At 67.2% G+C, this 15,754-nt stretch carries 14 protein-coding genes; 5 read left to right on the forward strand and 9 right to left on the reverse strand.

What is annotated here, in order from left to right:
- Positions 1-153: 153 nt before the first annotated feature.
- Both D7Y11_RS23315 and D7Y11_RS23320 read right to left on the reverse strand, forming a co-directional pair.
- Complete coding sequence (locus D7Y11_RS23315) at positions 154-1,077, reverse strand: DUF2381 family protein (protein WP_120577775.1); 924 nt, start codon at positions 1,075-1,077, stop codon at positions 154-156.
- A 27-nt stretch (positions 1,078-1,104) separates the two neighbouring features.
- Positions 1,105-2,949 (reverse strand): serine/threonine-protein kinase, encoded by a 1,845-nt coding sequence (locus D7Y11_RS23320; RefSeq protein WP_306466071.1) that lies wholly within the window; start codon positions 2,947-2,949, stop codon positions 1,105-1,107.
- A 197-nt stretch (positions 2,950-3,146) separates the two neighbouring features.
- On the opposite strand from D7Y11_RS23320, the gene D7Y11_RS23325 reads away from it, so the two are divergent.
- Positions 3,147-3,506 carry a helix-turn-helix transcriptional regulator gene (locus tag D7Y11_RS23325; RefSeq protein WP_120577785.1) on the forward strand — a complete coding sequence of 120 codons (360 nt, stop codon included), beginning with the start codon at positions 3,147-3,149 and terminating at the stop codon, positions 3,504-3,506.
- A gap of 4 nt (positions 3,507-3,510) precedes the next feature.
- Here D7Y11_RS23325 and D7Y11_RS23330 read toward each other — a convergent pair whose 3' ends face one another.
- Together D7Y11_RS23330 and D7Y11_RS23335 are read right to left on the reverse strand one after the other, a co-directional pair.
- Entirely contained in the window at positions 3,511-4,680 is a 1,170-nt protein-coding gene (locus D7Y11_RS23330; protein ID WP_126934828.1) for a serine/threonine-protein kinase, read from the reverse strand.
- Positions 4,681-4,789: 109 nt separating this feature from the next.
- Complete coding sequence (locus D7Y11_RS23335; protein WP_126934829.1) at positions 4,790-5,563, reverse strand: alpha/beta hydrolase; 774 nt, start codon at positions 5,561-5,563, stop codon at positions 4,790-4,792.
- A gap of 117 nt (positions 5,564-5,680) precedes the next feature.
- Here D7Y11_RS23335 and D7Y11_RS23340 point away from each other — a divergent pair, with 117 nt between their 5' ends.
- Both D7Y11_RS23340 and D7Y11_RS23345 read left to right on the forward strand, forming a co-directional pair.
- Entirely contained in the window at positions 5,681-6,349 is a 669-nt protein-coding gene (locus D7Y11_RS23340; protein WP_120577772.1) for a response regulator transcription factor, read from the forward strand.
- Complete coding sequence (locus D7Y11_RS23345) at positions 6,339-7,556, forward strand: HAMP domain-containing sensor histidine kinase (protein WP_172813250.1); 1,218 nt, start codon at positions 6,339-6,341, stop codon at positions 7,554-7,556. The genes D7Y11_RS23340 and D7Y11_RS23345 overlap by 11 nt, the downstream gene beginning before the upstream one ends.
- Before the next feature lie 73 nt (positions 7,557-7,629).
- Here the strand turns inward: D7Y11_RS23345 and D7Y11_RS23350 are convergent, their stop codons facing one another.
- Positions 7,630-8,166, reverse strand: a complete 537-nt coding sequence (locus D7Y11_RS23350; protein WP_121753597.1) for a hypothetical protein — start codon at positions 8,164-8,166, stop codon at positions 7,630-7,632.
- A gap of 200 nt (positions 8,167-8,366) precedes the next feature.
- Positions 8,367-9,254: a LysR family transcriptional regulator gene (locus tag D7Y11_RS23355; RefSeq protein ID WP_120577770.1), complete on the reverse strand. Its 888-nt coding sequence runs from the start codon at positions 9,252-9,254 to the stop codon at positions 8,367-8,369.
- A 130-nt stretch (positions 9,255-9,384) separates the two neighbouring features.
- Between D7Y11_RS23355 and D7Y11_RS23360 the strand changes: the two genes are divergently transcribed.
- Complete coding sequence (locus D7Y11_RS23360) at positions 9,385-10,092, forward strand: glutathione S-transferase family protein (RefSeq protein WP_126934830.1); 708 nt, start codon at positions 9,385-9,387, stop codon at positions 10,090-10,092.
- Between the two features lie 55 nt (positions 10,093-10,147).
- On the opposite strand, the gene D7Y11_RS43875 is transcribed toward D7Y11_RS23360, so the two are convergent.
- The 3 genes from D7Y11_RS43875 to D7Y11_RS23370 all read right to left on the reverse strand — a co-directional run bounded on the left by D7Y11_RS43875 (position 10,148) and on the right by D7Y11_RS23370 (position 14,753).
- Positions 10,148-10,384, reverse strand: a complete 237-nt coding sequence (locus D7Y11_RS43875) for an Rdx family protein (protein WP_233605030.1) — start codon at positions 10,382-10,384, stop codon at positions 10,148-10,150.
- A gap of 135 nt (positions 10,385-10,519) precedes the next feature.
- A complete protein-coding gene (locus D7Y11_RS23365; RefSeq protein WP_121753599.1) occupies positions 10,520-11,269 on the reverse strand; it encodes an ATP-grasp domain-containing protein in 750 nt (249 codons plus the stop codon).
- Between the two features lie 142 nt (positions 11,270-11,411).
- Positions 11,412-14,753 carry a tetratricopeptide repeat protein gene (locus D7Y11_RS23370; RefSeq protein ID WP_158624438.1) on the reverse strand — a complete coding sequence of 1,114 codons (3,342 nt, stop codon included), beginning with the start codon at positions 14,751-14,753 and terminating at the stop codon, positions 11,412-11,414.
- 195 nt (positions 14,754-14,948) lie between these two features.
- On the opposite strand from D7Y11_RS23370, the gene D7Y11_RS23375 reads away from it, so the two are divergent.
- Positions 14,949-15,754, forward strand: an 806-nt coding sequence (locus D7Y11_RS23375) for an APC family permease (protein WP_120577766.1), incomplete at its 3' end; no start/stop codon positions are given.

Genomic DNA, 15,754 nt, shown 5'->3' on the forward strand with positions numbered 1-15,754 from the left:
TGGTTCCCCCTCGCCCCCCTGCTCGGGGCGGCTGGTTGGCGAGGCAAGCTCCGCCTCGTTTTCCTCGATTATCGCGCGCATCGCACCCCAGTTGCGACGCCTGCGACATGGGAGTCCGGGCCAGACATCTGCCCACATGAGCCTGTGGCGGCCTCAGGGCCAGTCAGGGAACGTGATGTTCCGCAGCGTGAGGGTCCGTGGCCCGTCCGCCTCCCACAGCTTGAGCGAGAAGGGGCCTTGCACGGAGGCGGCAGGGGCCTCGGCCTCGACCACAAGGGGCTTGAACTCTCCGTCCGAGATGGGTTGCTCCTGCCAGATGCGAAGCACCTTCAACTCTGCTCCGGCCTTGTTTCGAAGCATCGCCCCTTTCGCGCGCCAGGGTGCACCACCGGCGCTCACTGCCAGTTTGGTCTCCACCGCAACCCTCGCAGTGGAGCGGTAGGTTCTGACCAAGGATGACGTGAGCCATTTCTCGGCATCCAGGGAGCCGACTTTGCTCATGTTACTTCCAAGCACACCGTGTTCATCCATGGCTCCGGTGGAGATGAGCCCCGCCAGTCCAGCAGGTGCTTCATGTTCCGCCACCACCCGTGCATTCTCCTCCTTGAAGCGCGTGAGCTCGGCCCGAAGCTCCCTCACCTCTTGCTGATAGGTCGCGACCGTCCGCCTCCGCCGATAGATCTCGACGAGGGGCTGGGCCTTCACGGGGTGAACTCGCAGAAGAAAGGACGCGCTGACTGGCGCGGCCCCGTCCCTGAAGTGCACGACCAGCCGAAACGTTTCGGCGGCAGTCACGCGAGAGGACGGCACCAGACGAAGCGTGGTCTGCCCCTGGTCCACCAACTCAAAGCGGTCCCGCCCCTCCAACTCGACATCCTCGCGCTTCAAGTCGACATCGAAGAGGAGCGTCGTTGAGAGCCCCGCGCTGATGACAATCTCAGATGCGGCTTGGACCTCCTCCGGGGAGACCTCGATCCGGCGCGCTCCGAGCCCGAAATCCAAGGCTTCGGATTGCGCGGTCGCGGCTCCGCTTGCGAGCAGAAGCCCCAGAAGAATGGCAATGGAGGACGAGGTCACTCGGCGATTTCTCCCTGAAGCGTCTGGCTACTTGAACTCGCTCACCGCCTTCAGGGTCGTGAGATTGAAGATACGAGCACTGGTTGATGATTCGTCTCCAGGCTCTCGCATCATGCCTCGCCCACCGGTCGTGTCGTAGACCTCGAAGCACACGGGAAAGCTCTCGCCCTCCCTCGTCGTTGCCCATGTCAGTCGTCCATAAACGCGGTCTCTCACGAAGAGCCGGCCCGAAAGCAACGTCAAGCTCGGGATGTCCCCCGCCCGGCCCCCCAGGGTCACCTGACCTGGGCCCTCCTGGACGGAGACGAACCGCTCATCGAAGCCAAAACCCGCGTCGAGCAATTGACCAATGCGGACGTGCCGTTTCTCCATGGCCTCCACGGCGCCCACCGGGCAAGGCTCGGGAGGAGGACTCGAACGCACCTGGGTTCCAGGACATCCGAGCGCCGCGCAAGCCGCCGCCGTGCCGACCGCACGGGCCATGACGCGCATGCCCTTCTTCGTGGGCTTCGATGGGAGTTGAAGGGACAGCGTGTCTTTCGGCGGCGTCGTCACGGTGGCTGAAACCTCCTGGAGCGTCGCGGGGAGAGCGACGGCCGCGGCGGTGGTCTTCGGTCCGGTGAAAGCCGCGGCGCGGTCAGCTTGAGGTGACTTGCCAGAGGTCGCTACTTCCTGACGGAGGGAGACGGGCTCCGCGATCCGCGACATCCCGAGCCCCCACACCGCCCCCGCAACGACGAGCACTCCGGCGAGCGCCGTCCATGCACGGAAGGCCCCGCGCTTCCCGGGCGCCACACGCACGGTCGACGCGGGAGGCGACACCTCCTTCGCCATGGCATCCACGCCCATCGCCGGCGCATCTCCCGGGGGAAGGCGCTTGCCCCGCCGGGGACGGTGCCGGGGCTCGTTCACCCATTGATCGAGGCTGTCGAGGTCCTCCCCCTCCGTCGTCGCGGAGTCCTCGGCATACGCGTCGCAGAGTGGCACGTCCCACGTCGAATCCGCGCCACGCAGCGCCTGCTCCAGGGATTCGCAAAAGACCTGGGCGCTCGGCGTGCGGGCCTCGGGTGTCTTCCCCAGCAGCCGCAGGCACACGTCACCCAGCGACCGGGGCACCCGCGCGTTCTCCTCGTGCGGCGGCGTGGGCGCGCTGGAGAGAATCGCCTCCGTCACACCGGCGGCGTCCGGGCCATCGAAGGGGAAGCGCGCCGTCAGCAGCCGGTAGGAGACGAGTCCCAGCGCCCACAAGTCGTCCGCCGGGCCCGCCGTATACCGGGCGTCCGGCGCCTCGCGGTGGGCTCGCAGGAAGCGCCACGCCTCCGGAGCGCGGTAGTCCACCGTCCCGGGCGGGAGGATGTCCGCCGTCAAGTCACGCGCGCCCGCGTAGTCGCCAATGCCGAAGTCCACCAGCTTGGCCACACCATCCGAGGCGCGCACCATGATGTTGGCCTCCTTCACGTCCCGGTGCACCACCGCGTCCGCATGGGTCGCGGCGAGCCCCCGCGCCACCCCCAGCAGCACGTGCGCCGCCTGCCGCGCCGTGGGGTTGTGCGCGTCCGCCCATTCGTCCAGCCGGGGTCCGTCCACGTACTCCATGGCGATGACGGCGAATTGCGGCTGGACCACCGGCAAGTAGCCATGGCCCAGAATCCCCACCACGTTGGGGTGCCGCAGCCGGGTGAGGATGGAGACTTCGCGCTCCGCCCGCTCCCCCACGCGCGGCAGGTGCAACAGCTTCAGGGCACAGCGCTGGCCCTCGCAGCGCGCCAGGTACACCGTGCCGAAGCCGCCCTGCCCCAGCTGGCGCTCCACCGTGTAACCCAGCACCTGGACCCCAGGAGACAGCACGGCCGGAGGCGGCCCCCGCATCATGACGGCCTTCCTTCGGGCTCCCAGGCGTCTCGCATGCGGCGTCCTCCCAGCGGGGGCGCGCACCCTACCAAGGACATGAGAAACCCGGGAACCCCTCCCCTTCGCGCGCGTCCGACAGCAAACCCGTGGGGTCCATCAAGACCTTTTCAACCTCCAGCATTCATCCCCTCCGTGTCCTCGGCTACGCTGCGCCCGCCATGAACGAAGAACTCGGCATCACCATTGGAACGGAGGCCCGCGCCGCCCGTCAGCACCTGGGCCTGACGCAGGCCGAAGTCGCGGAGCGCGTGGGACTGGTGCACCCCGTCTACAACCGCCTGGAGCGAGGGAAGATGCTTCCCAGCGTCCCCTCCCTCTACCGCCTCTGCCGGGAGCTGCGGGTGTCCCCCGAGAAGCTGATGGGGCTCACCGCGACGGGCGACGTGCGCAAGGGCACGAAGCCCAAGCCGCAGGAAGAGGACGCTCCAGAGCTGCGGCGTCTGCTCCACCTCGCGCGCAAGCTGGACGCGGAGGACCTCGCGGCCCTCCTCCATGTCGCCTCGGCGCTGGCGCGCTGACGCCCTACTCCTCTTCCAGGTCCTCCAACCCGTAGGCGTCCAGCCCATTGCCGAAGAGGTCTCCTTCGCCGAACTCCACGTCGTCGCGAAGGACGCTGCCCTCCACCAGAACCTGGGCCCACTCCGCCGCGGCTTCCTGCCGGCCGTAGCCCGGGTGCCGCTTCGCCAGGGCGACTCGCATGGCGTCGCGCATGTCCGCCGCCGTGGCGAACCGCTCCTCGGGGTTGGCGCGCAGCGCGACATGCAGCATCGCCTTCACGTCCGCGGAGAGTGAAGCCACGGCCTCCTCGACGTCCTCCGGGCCGAAGCTCGCCAGCAACACCTGCATCTGTGTCAGCGGCAGCGAGGAGACGATTTCCGTGAAGAGATAGCGCAAGTTCGCGGGAGGGAGCGGCACGTCCTCCACGTCGAAGAGGTGCTTGCCGGTGAAGAGCTCCACCAGCAACACGCCCAGGCTGAACACGTCGGAGCGCGGCGAAAGCGGCGCTCGCGCCAGATACTCCGGCGAGGCGTAGGCCACATCGCCCCGAACGAGGTTCGCGGGCGACTCCGCGCGCCCCACCACCAGCGAGTACGCCGCGCCGAAATTCGCCAGCTTCACCTCGCCTTGCGCCCCCACGTAGACGTGCCGGGGGTTGACGTCACGGTGGATGACGCCCAGCGGCTGGCCGGTCGCGTCCGTCAGCGTGTGCGCGTGTTGAAGGGCCTCCGCGATCTCCGCACCGACATAGAGGGCGAACGCCTCGGAGACGGGCCGGCCGCGCACCACGCCCGCACTCACCAGCGTCTCCAGCGAAGGACCCGCCACCGACTCCATGACGACGTGCAGCGCCCCCTGGTGCACCTTGCGGTGGAAGACCTGGGCAATGGCCGGGTGGCGAAGGCGGAAGGCCAGCTGAATCTCCTCTCCCAGGCGCTTGCGCTGAAGATAGGAGGAGGGGTTCGCCAGCCTTCGCACGAGGCAGAAGCCGGGCAGCGCGTTGTCGTGCTCCGGGAAGCGCTGCGCCAGCATCAGCAGCTCACCCGTCGGCATCAGCACCAGCTCGCGGACCGCCTCGTAACGAATGCCGTCGATGGTGAAGAGGTGCACGGGCCTCTCACGCGTCGGCGGAAGCTGCCTGCGGCGCGGGGAGGCTTCGGTGCGTGCCAGGTCGTCGGTCGTCGTGTCGGGCATGGCTCCTCGGGAGGCGGAAGAGAGGCGGCGGCGTCCCTCCGGGAGTCTGAGCGAAGTTGACCTTTAAAGTCCAGACATACGAATCCTAAAGGTCCACTCCGTTGGCCTGTCAGGTCTCGCCCAACCAGCGACGGACCTCGTCCAGGTACTCGCGCGGCAGGGCGTGCCCGCTGTCGAAGGCCCGGCGCGTCTTGCGCGTGGAGGGCGCGGCCTTGAACAGCTTCTGGGTGTCCTCCTCGGTGGAGAAGACATCGCGGTTCGCGGTCAACAGCAGCCAGGCCTGATGAACCCCGCCCATCCGGTTCACCGGTGCGGCGTCGCCCAGCGAGGGGTCGACATGGGGCGGCACCATCGTCACCAGATGGGTGATCCGAGGCTCGCGCGAGGCCAGCAGGAGGCCCACCTGGGCGCCCATGCTGTAGCCGGCGACGAGTACCCTCGGTGGCTTCTTGCCGTTGGCGAGCACCTGCGTGAGGAGCGTCTGCGCATCACGCACGGTGTCGACAATCATCGCTTGATAGGGACCGGGTTCCCCCGCGTGCGCACGTTTCGCGAGGGCTCCGGGTCGCGCGTTGGGGGTCGCTCGCGCGCCGTGCCGCCGCGCGTCCATGACGTAGACGCGATAACCGGTGCTCCGCAGATGCTCCGTCAGGGCCCCTCCGAAGGTCGGCTCTGTATCCGACAGCCAGTCGTCCTTGCTCCGGGTGAGGCCGTGCAGCAGGACGGCCACGGGTGGATTCGCCGCCTCCCCTTCTGGGGCGAGGACCCAGACGGGAATCCGCTCTCCGTCCGCCGCTCGGACCTCCATGGGGACCGGGGGGCTCGCGCCGTGGGCCACGGAGGTGGTCAGGAACATCAGGGCCAGGAACAGCGAACGCATCATCACGGGACTCCTCGAGTGAGAGAGGCCGTGGAGCGTGCGGAAGCGACAGTCAGCCAGGCGTCACCTACGCGCTGACATTCGTTTGACGTAGACGCGGGTAGCATCCGGATCACTGCCATGCGCGTGCTCGTCATCGAGGACAACCGCGACCTCCAGGCCAACATCGCGCGGTTCCTGGAGCCGGACTTCCAGTTGGACTTCGCGAGCACCGGGCCCGAGGGGCTCGCGCTCGCGCTGGGCCATCCGTACGACGTCATCGTGCTGGACGTGATGCTGCCCGGCATGAGCGGCCTCGATGTGTGCGAGCGATACCGGCAGGTCGCGCCCCGGCTCGTCCCCATCCTGATGCTGACCGCCAGGGACACGCTCGAGGACAAGGAAGCGGGCTTCCAGGCGGGCGCGGACGACTACCTGGTCAAACCGTTCTCGCTCCGGGAGCTGCGCTGGCGGCTGGAAGCCCTGGCGCGCCGGCCCGTGCCTCCGAGCGGGCGGAAGCTGACGTGGGGTGGGCTCACGCTGGAGCCGGAGAGCGGGCACACGCAATGGGGTGGGCGCTCCGTCCGGCTCAACCGCACCGAGGCACTGTTGCTGAGGTGGCTGATGGAAGCCGCGCCCGAAGCCGTCCCCGCGGCCACGCTGGCGGAGCGGCTCTGGGGGGACGAAGCGCCCGAGTCCAGCGCGCTGCGCACGCACGTCTATGCCCTGCGAAAGGCTCTCGCCGGGCTGGGGCTCGAAGATGCCATCACCACCCTGCGCAACGAGGGGTACCGCCTGGATGCGCGCTAGGTCCAGCAGGTCGGTGCGCGCCGTACTCCAGCGCGCCATGGGGCTGTCCGCCGCGTTCGCGCTGGTGCTGATGGGCGGGTTCTTCACGCTCTTCAGCTACGACCTCGAGGACGTCATCTTCAGCCGCATCGTGGCAGCGGAAGCGGACCGGAGCGAGCCAGGTCACGTCCCCGGGATCACGCGGTATGACGGCCACTCCGCGCTGCCGCCCTGGATCGCCGAGCGCCTGCGTCCGGACGCACCTCCGAGAGAGTACGAGGTGTCCGCCGGAAGCCACGGACACTTCCACGTCGCGGTGCGCCCCGGCGCTGGAGGAGAACGCCTGTACTTCGCGTTCGACGTGACGCGCCTGACGAGCACGACGGACAATCTGAAGCGGACTGCGGGACTGCTTCTCACGAGTGCGTTGCTGGCGTTGCTGGCCGCCGCGCTCCTCGCCCGCCTCGTGGCCCGTCGGCTCGGCCGGCCGCTGGAGCGGATGGTGGAGTGGATCCGGGCCGACGGGGCACCACCGCCCGAGGATGACGGCGGAGTGGCCGAGGTCCGGGCGCTGCGGGACGCGCTGCTCGCACGCGACGCGCGCATCCAGGAGCAGTTGGAGCGTGAGCGGCGGTTCAACCGCGACGCCAGTCACGAACTGCGCACCCCGCTAGCCGTGGCCCAGGGCGCGGTGGAGATCCTGGAGCTCGATCCGCCAAGAGACACGGAGACGTTCGACCGGCTGCGCCGGGCCGTGAGCCAGATGGGCCTGTTGACGGAGGGCATCCTCTGGCTGGCCCGCGAGCGCCGATCCGAGGAGCGCTGCGACCTGCACCGCGTCTCGCGAGAGCTGCTCGCGTTGTACGGACACCTGCGGCGCAGTGGCGGCATCGAGCTCACCATCGAGTCCGTGGGCGAAGTCCACGCGCCCGTCCCTGCATCCGTCGCCAGGGTGATGATGGGAAACCTCCTCAAGAACGCGCTCGCATACACTGACGAGGGTCGCATCGTGATCACCATCGAGCCCCAGGCGTGGACCCTGACCGACACGGGGATTGGCTTTGGCCGCGTGGAGCCCGGAAGAGAGAGCCACGGCATCGGCCTGTCGCTGGTGGAACGACTTGCCCAGCGCTTCGGGTGGGCGCTGTCCATCCACGCACTGGAGCCGCGAGGCACGCGTGTACGGTTGAGCTGGCTCGGAGAGGATTCAGCCACTGCCCGCGATTGACTCACTTGAGAAGGTGCACCCGAGCCCTTGCCTGCGCACCGGCAAGGGCCCGGTTTTGAGCGGGCGGGTCAACTCAGAGCAGGTAGCCCCAGCCGATCTTGGTGTCGTAAAAGAAGCCATTGTGATCACTGACTTCGATGATGATCGTCCAGTGGCCGTTGCCCCAGTTGTAGAAAGCGATCTTGAACAGGGACATCTGGCCTGACTGGCCCCAGGGGCCGATGAGCGTGCCAGCCATCACCGTCGCCTGAGCGTCGCCGTCCGGCAGCTCGTAGGTCGGCAACTCACTGCCGATCACGCCGGAGAGCTCACCCGTCGCGTGCAGCAACGCATCGACCGCGAGCGTGCCTTCCCCGTTGGTCACGACGTGGGGCGCGAGCCTCGGCGCTCGCCCCTCGGCCCACGCCTGGCGGAGTTCCGACGCGCTGGCGGTGCCCACTGTGTCGAGCAACACCTCGCAACCCGTCACCGGAATCGACCACACGCAGCTCGGGAATCCGGACGGCGGCGAGCCTTCCCCGGCACACACATCCCCCACGTCAGGTGTGGCAGCGAAGCTCGCGCTCGTGGACATCACCAGAACAGCCAGCGTGACAATCGACAGGTTCATTCTCGTATTCATGAGTCCTCGCAAGTTGGGCCGTCGACCGACCGCGTATCCAGTCGCGGCAGGCGTCTGCACAAGCAGTCACAATCCCACCGCAATGCATATCATGCTCCAGCAATTCCGGCGAACAGTGATTTCACAACCTCAACGTTGATCAGTCCGTCTGACGTAGCAGGTCGGCGAAGCGCGTCGATGCAGGTGGCTCACGCCTCGCCAGCGCCCTCCATCAGGAAGTCGATGACGGCGCGCACGGCGGGCAGCTGGCCCCTGCGGTGTGGCGTCAGGATCGTCGTCGTCACCGTGCCCGCGGTCCAGGCGGGAAGCACACGCACCAGTCGCCCGGCCTCCACGTCCACGAGAGTAAAGGTCTCCGGCAGACAGACGACGCCCAGTCCGGCCGTGGCCGCCTTCAATAGCACCAGCGTCTCATCGGCGGTCATGCGTGCCCGCGGCGTCACGGTGACCGTCTCCCCCGCCCGCCCGCGCAGCCGCCATTGCGTGGCCATGGCGTGGGTCAGGAGGCCGTCGTGTTCGCTCAAATCCTCGGGCCTGCGAATCCTGCCGCGACTGGACAGGTAGCCGGGCGACGCCACCAGGACGGTGGACTCCACCGCGAGCCGGCGCTGCACAAGGCCCGAGGCAGGCAAGGGCGAGAAGTGACTGCGCACGGCGATGTCGAATCCCTCCTGCACCAGGTCCACGAAGCGGTCCGTCGCGTGAAGCTCGACGCGCACCTTGGGATGCGCCAGCGCCAGCAGGGGCAGCCGGTCCGCGAGCCGGAACTGCGCCGTGGGGACCGACGTGGTGATTCGCACCACGCCACGGGGCTCGGCCTGCCGGCGGCGCACCACGTTCTCCGCGGCCTCCGCCTCCATCACGGCGGCGCGAGCATGGTCGAGGAAGTCCCGCCCCACATCCGTCAGCGTGAAGCTCCGTGACGTGCGCTGAATCAGCCGGGCGCCCAGCGCGTCCTCCAACTCAGCCACGCGCTTGCTCACCGTGGATTTGGGAATGCCCAGCCGCCGTGCCGCCGCGGCGAAGCCACCGCTCTCCACGGCCTGGACGAAGAGATGGATGTCATTGAGATTCAAGGGCCGCGCCTCATCGTCCACGGGTGTGGACCTTGCGTTCGCGTTCCGCTGTCTACACGGCGCGCGTTGCCACGGCCATCTTGTCCCCATCGAAGGCATCACGCCTTCCCCTTCGGACAGGAGCATCACCATGGCATTGCCTACCCTCTTCTACGGTGTCCCCTCTGGCTGCTCGTTTGGATCCATCGTCGCGCTGGAGTGGCTGGGCCGGCCCTACCAGCTGTGCCGCATCGCCATGCCGGAGGACGTCACCACCGCGGACTACCGCCGGATCAACCCCGTCGCGGAGACGCCCACCTTGATGACGGAGACGGGCGCGCGCATCAGCGAAAGCATGGCCATCCTCAACCACCTGGGCGCGCGCGGTGTGGGCACCGGGCTGTCGTTCGCCCAGGGCACCGAGGACTTCGACCGGTTGAACCAGATGCTCGCGTACCTCAACACCACCTTCTTCGGCGCCTTCTCGCCGCTCTGGTACGCGCTCGAGCACGCCGAGCTGCCGGAGTCTGAAAAGCAGGCGCTGCGGAACCTGGGGGCCCGCAAGGTGGTCTCCGCGCACGCGAACCTGGAGGCACTGATGGGCGACACGCCATGGCTTCTGGGCGACCACCGCACGCTGGCGGACGCCTACTTCATCGGCATCGCCCGGTGGACCCGGTACCACGAGGTGCTGGACCGCCGCGACTACCCGAAGCTCCAGGGCCTTTTCGAGCGGCTGGAGGCGGACGTCGGCGTGCGCTTCGCCCATGCCATTGAAAAGGGCGAGACGCCGCAGGGCAGCGGCGCATTCCAGGGGCACATCCGCCTCGCGGAGGCACTGCGACGGCTGCCCGCGTGAGCCGGGAGGCCCCGCCCGCCCGCTCTCCCAGGAACGGGCGGCGAAGCCATCGACGTCAAGGGTTCAGGGCGCGGTACACCGCGTCCACCACCTCCTGCTCGGTGGGGAATGCCAGGCCGGTCTTCTTGATGACGACCTTCCCATCCACCGCCACTTCAAAAACCCCCGACCCGCCCTTCTTCAGCTCCACATCCACTTCCAGTTCGTCCTTCAGTACGGCCGCCGCACGGGTGGCCCGGGGCAGGTAGCCTCAAGCGGTACAGTAGGTGATGGAAACCTTCGCGTCGGCCATGGTGTGCCTCCTGACGGGATGGGACACCGCGCGAGGATGCGCGGCACCTGCACCATCGTGACGCCCCGCCTCGCCCCGCGCCAGCCCTCCAGAGGCGCAGCGGACGGCCCTGTGTCGCGCGCAGAGCGTTGGACGTCATCCAGGCCGTACAAGCTCCAGCCAGCGGGCCAGCGTCAGATCGGTATAGGGGCCTTGTCCCAAGCCATAGGCGCCCAGCGAGAAACCGTCGTTCCACTCGACGATGGCGGTTTGACCGGACTCGAGCACGCCGAAGTCGACTGCATATCCTTCTGTACCCTCTCCAGATTCCTCCAGCAGTTGGACGGCCCGCCTCACCTGCTCTTCATCGATTCGATGTGCAGGGTCGCCTCCATAGTGGCGAGTCCCCACAACGGTGCCTTGCACGACGAAGACCCGGAACTCGCTCTGCCATCGGACCACTTCCGAGCAGAGGATCTCCGTGCTCGCCGATGCGCGCTCCAGATAGAGCAGATCCTCCACTGACGCGAAGACGTGTCCCGTGAATCGTTTACGGCGCCCATGGGGTTTGGCGAAAACCGGAGGGCCTGCTTCTTGGAGTACGGCCGCCTTCAGGTCTCTCACGGTGCTCCGCCAGACACGCCGGTGGAGAAAGGAACTCAGGCTCGGCGGATAATCGTGGGTCTCGGGTGCAGGGATTCCGAGTTGTTTCAGCGCTCCCAGCACAGTCGGTACGTCGCCCGCCACCAGAGCGTCCCGAGCCAACGGTATCTGGCCCCTGGAGAGCTGCTTCGCGGTAAATGTTTCGACGGCAAGCTGGCGCTCCCGGAGTTCTTCGAGAAGCGCTCGCATCTCTGGCTCCATGCGACCGGAGCCCAGCTCCTGGATGAATGCGCAGCGAATCATCGTCGACATCCTGGTGAACGTGGGCGTCAGTCGCTATTCGGCCAGGTCAGTATGCCCTGTGAAGCGGGGATGCGCTCAAGGCTGGCCAAATCGCTCAAGCGATAGACCGCCCATTCGGCGCCGTGATTTCGTGGAACTGCTCTCAAGTGGGGCCCAGTTCTTCGAGAAGGACGCGACACCGCGCGAGGCTCCGCTTGTCATCGACTCGCACGAAGAGCCGCGCTGCTTCCTCGAAGTGGATGCGGGCCATTTCCGTCCATCCGCGCTGGGCGGACAGGTTGCCCAGCCCCAGGAGACAGTTGGCCTCTCCTCGCAGTGATCCTACCTGCTTCAGCAGGGGGCGGGCCTGCTCGTAGAGCGCCTGCGCATCATCGAGGTTCTTGCGCTGGAGTGACAGGTCTCCCAGCCCGCGCAGGCAGTGCGCCTTGCCGCGCAAGTTCCCCACTTCGGAAAAGAGCATTCGGGCTTCCTCCAGAAGCGCGGCCGAGGCATCGAGCTCCCCCAGACTGCGCAGACAGTGTGCCCTACCGAGACGGTCCTTCGATTGTCCGAAGACGCGCTGCGCCTCTTCGAACCGCAGACGTGCCTCGTGGATGTTTCCTCGGTCCAGCGCGACCTTTCCGAGCCCATGGATGCAGTTGCCCTCGCTCACCGGCGAGTTCGCCCTGTTGAAGTATTCAAGCGCCTGCTGAAAGCAGGCCTCCGCCTCGTCGAGCCGCCCTCCGTCCAAGGCAAGGGACCCCAGCCCTCGGATGCATCGCGCATGGCCCAGGAGCGCTTTGCGGTCCGTGTGGTCGGGATCGCATCGCTTGAAGAAAGGCAGAGCCCGTTTGAAGCAGTGCTCCGCCTCTTGATGCCGCGAGCGCTCTTGTGCGACCTGTCCTTCCACCTGGAGACAGAGAGCCTCGCGCAGGAAGTCCCCCGCCTTGTGCGCGACCTCCCGGGCCTGTGAAAGCAGTCTCGGAGAGCCGTACCCGGAGAACCGCCAGAAGTTGCTGAGCTTCAACAACGCATCGATGACCTGGAGGCCTTCGTGGCCCTGTAGCCCCTCCAGGAACATGGCTTCGATGTTCTCCACTTCAGGCACGAGCCGCTCCAGGGCATGTGCTCCCTGAGCGCCGCCGACCCGAGGTCCGAACTCCTTCGCAAGCTCACTGTAATGCTGGAGGGCGCGTGCAAGGTCCGTAGGCTCTGGGGGGAAGTTGCTGCCAAGTGCCGCGCGGAAGAGCTGCGGAACACGCCTCCGCTCGGACGCATCCACATGGACGAGCCCGAGTTCTGTCAATTCCGTGAGGACGGTCCCTTCTCCACCAGGGAACAATCGGGCGTGATCCTCTCTTGAGGCGCCATCCGGCAGGCGTGCGAGGAGCGCCAGACACCGGAGTGCCTCCATCGTCAACCACTCACGGAGTCCTCCAGGCTCGAAGAGACTCTCCAATGACCTGGGCATCCTGGCCGGTGGACCGCTCTTGCGCAGGATGTCTTGCCAGAGATCGCTGAGGGCGCTGGTTCCAGGGTGATGGGCGAGTTGGTTCCTCGCCAGTCCCGCGAGCAATGTGATGGCCGACGCCACGACCCCCGAGCCGATCAACGCCTTGAGTCCCGGGTCGGTGACCTTGATCTGGGGGACCATCCGTTGGAGCAGACTTCCTGCCTCAACCCCATCCAGAGGCAGGACTTCGATTTCCGGCTGGAGCCTTCCCGTGCGTGGGCTGGGCGGGTGCCTGCCCACGAGCACAAGCGTCAAGCCCTCCATCCGGATGAGCTCTTGCATCACCCCCTGAAGGAGGGGACCTTCGGAATCCGCCTCGACGTCGTCGAGGACCAGCAGGGCGGAGTGCGCTGCGAGGGCGGCAAGGACCCGGGCCCGCAGGTGCTCACCCGGTGCCACCGCGAGGGCTTCCGCCATGGCTCCGAAGATGGATTCCCCACGGGTGCCATCCAAGAGGCGGACGAAGTACCTAGCGTTACCATGACGTTCAGCCACGCGTGGGTCATGGAGGGCTTCGATGAGGAGTCGGGTCTTGCCAACGCCAGCGCTGCCCGACACACGCAGGACCGGCGGGTCGGTCGCGAGCAATGCGCCCACGAGCCGTTCCAGCGCATCCTCGTGCCCGATGAGGGGCGACTTCTCACGCAGCGGAAGCCGTGGGGAAGGAGGCTCACCGCGACGCGTGACGACCGGGGCCGCAGCCTCCCCCACACGCCTGAACGCGGAGTCTGGCCAGAGTGGCTCTCGTGTCTGATCAAGCTCGCTCCGGGCCTGCATCTTCGCGAGGGCCTCTTTGGGAAGCCACGGGAAGTCCTCCGCCAGGAAGGACCGGGGCCCATGGCGCAGGATGACGCGGTCAAACCGCATGGGCTTGGCGGAAGCGAAACCCACCTCGTACTCACCGCCGACCCGGACGGGAGGGGTCATGGCGCCGGGTCGATACTGGACGCCGAGCGAGAACAGCCGCGAAGCCACGAAGCGGTTGAGGGTGCTGGCCTGGGTGCTCAACGGATCCGCTGAGTATCCGTTGAGCACGGCCTTGGTGCCTGGCCGCAACCTTTCCCGGAGCCCGGCATCGAGTTCCTTCGGAATCGTCAGCGCCCGATAGCGCTCCGAGAGAGCGTCTGCGCGGACTCGCCCGTCCTGGACCTCGTCCTCGATCGCGAGCAACTCGTCCTTCAATGACTGGGGACAGGTTGGGGTCAGCAACTCCCGAAGAAGCTTCTCCTGGTTGAAATCGCGGAGCACGGCCCGGCAGAGGTCCATCAACCCGCCATCACCCGTGCCTGAGATGAGGATGCGGGTCTGAGACTGGATCCCACGTCCTACTTCCTGGTCGAGGTCATCGTTTTCCCAATAGGAGCGAAGTCCCTTCTCCGGTTCGCGCGGCTCGACACCGAAGCCCACTGCCAGGACCAACGCGTCCACAGCGATTGGAAGGGTATAGCCCTCCGTATCGTTCCATCCGACGCGATGCCGGCCTCCTTCTTGAGAGGTGATGAGCGTGATGTTCTCAGCGCCCAGATGAACCGCGAGGTCCACGCCGTCTGTCGTTCGCAACGCTTCCCAGGCCTTGAGCAGTTGCTCCACGACCTCATGCACCCTTCCCGCGGTCCAATTGAGCACGGGCAACTGAGCGGAGGGCTCCTCGGACCCCGGCGCGGGCCAGTCATAAAGATGGGGGTGGATCCAGCGGGTGCGATTCTCAGCGAAGAGAGGAAGGAGCGCGTTCCGCTGCTCCAGCAGGTCCACCTTGCACCCGCGCAGCGCCGCTCCAGCAGCGAAGGTCATTCCACCCGCGCCTGCACCGACCACCACGACCCGAGCGCCCGGCTTGAGCCGTTTGCACGCGAACAAGGCGTGGACGAGGTTCAGGGCCCTGACCTGCTGCGAGTACAGGGTGACACGTCGCTCGAAGCACCCCAGGAGGAAGACCCCGCTCAGCGTGGGGACCTCCATGTGCTTGAGGATGTCGCGCAGTGGGTTCCTCATGGGTGTCCATTCGAGCACCTCGAAGGGAGGAAGACACGCGGCCTGTGCGCCGGGCCGCGGCGAGGCCGGGCCGCCCCTTGCGAAAAAGCACGGCTTCTCACGAATTCGCGGATTCACCGCATCTATGCTCCAGTGCGTTCCCCTCCCCTTCCGTCCATGACCACCGGAACCCATTCGCCTCCACCTGAGCCAGGCATGCGGCGCGCGGTATCGCGCTGGGAAATCGTCGGCTTCTCCATCAACGACGTCATTGGTAGTGGCGTCTATCTGCTGCCCGCGGCGGCCGCCGCGAACCTGGGCTCGGCCAGCACGGGCGCCGTTGTGCTCGCGGGGCTGGCGGTGCTGCTGCTCGTGCTCTGCTTCGCGGAGGCGGCCAGCTACTTCGACAAGCCCGGCAGCGCCTATCTCTACACGCGTGAGGCCTTTGGAGAACGGGTGGGCTTCCAGGTCGGCTGGATGACGTGGCTGGCGCGCGTCTCGTCCGTGGCCTCGTTGTCCGTCGGCTTCTCCCGCGCGCTGGGCTTCCTGTGGCCCGCGGCGAACTCGGGCCTGGGCCAGGGATTGGCCATCGCCGTGCCCCTGCTCGCGCTCACCGCCATCAACGTCGTGGGCGTGAAGAGCGGCGCTCGCACCGCGGTGTTCCTCGCCGTCACCAAGACGGTGCCGCTGCTGGTGTTCATCGCCGTGGGCCTCTTCTCCGTGTCCGTGCCGCTGGCGACGTCGGTGGCTCCCAGGGATGGAGGCAACCTGGGGTCCGCGGTGCTGCTGCTGCTGTTCGCCTACGCCGGCTTCGAGAACACGGCGGCTCCGGCGGGTGAGTTCAAGAACCCACGCCGCGACGTGCCCTTCGCGCTCATCGTGCAGATTGGCGTTGTCACGCTCATCTACACGGCGGTGCAGTGGGTGGCGCTGGGCACGTTGCCCGGGGTCGCGGACGCGCAGACGCCGCTCGCCAACGCCGCCGTGCGATTCCTCGGGGGTTGGGGTGGGCTCCTCATGAC

Origin of the sequence: Corallococcus sp. AB018 (genome assembly GCF_003986945.1) — a bacterium.
Taxonomy (GTDB): domain Bacteria; phylum Myxococcota; class Myxococcia; order Myxococcales; family Myxococcaceae; genus Corallococcus; species Corallococcus exiguus.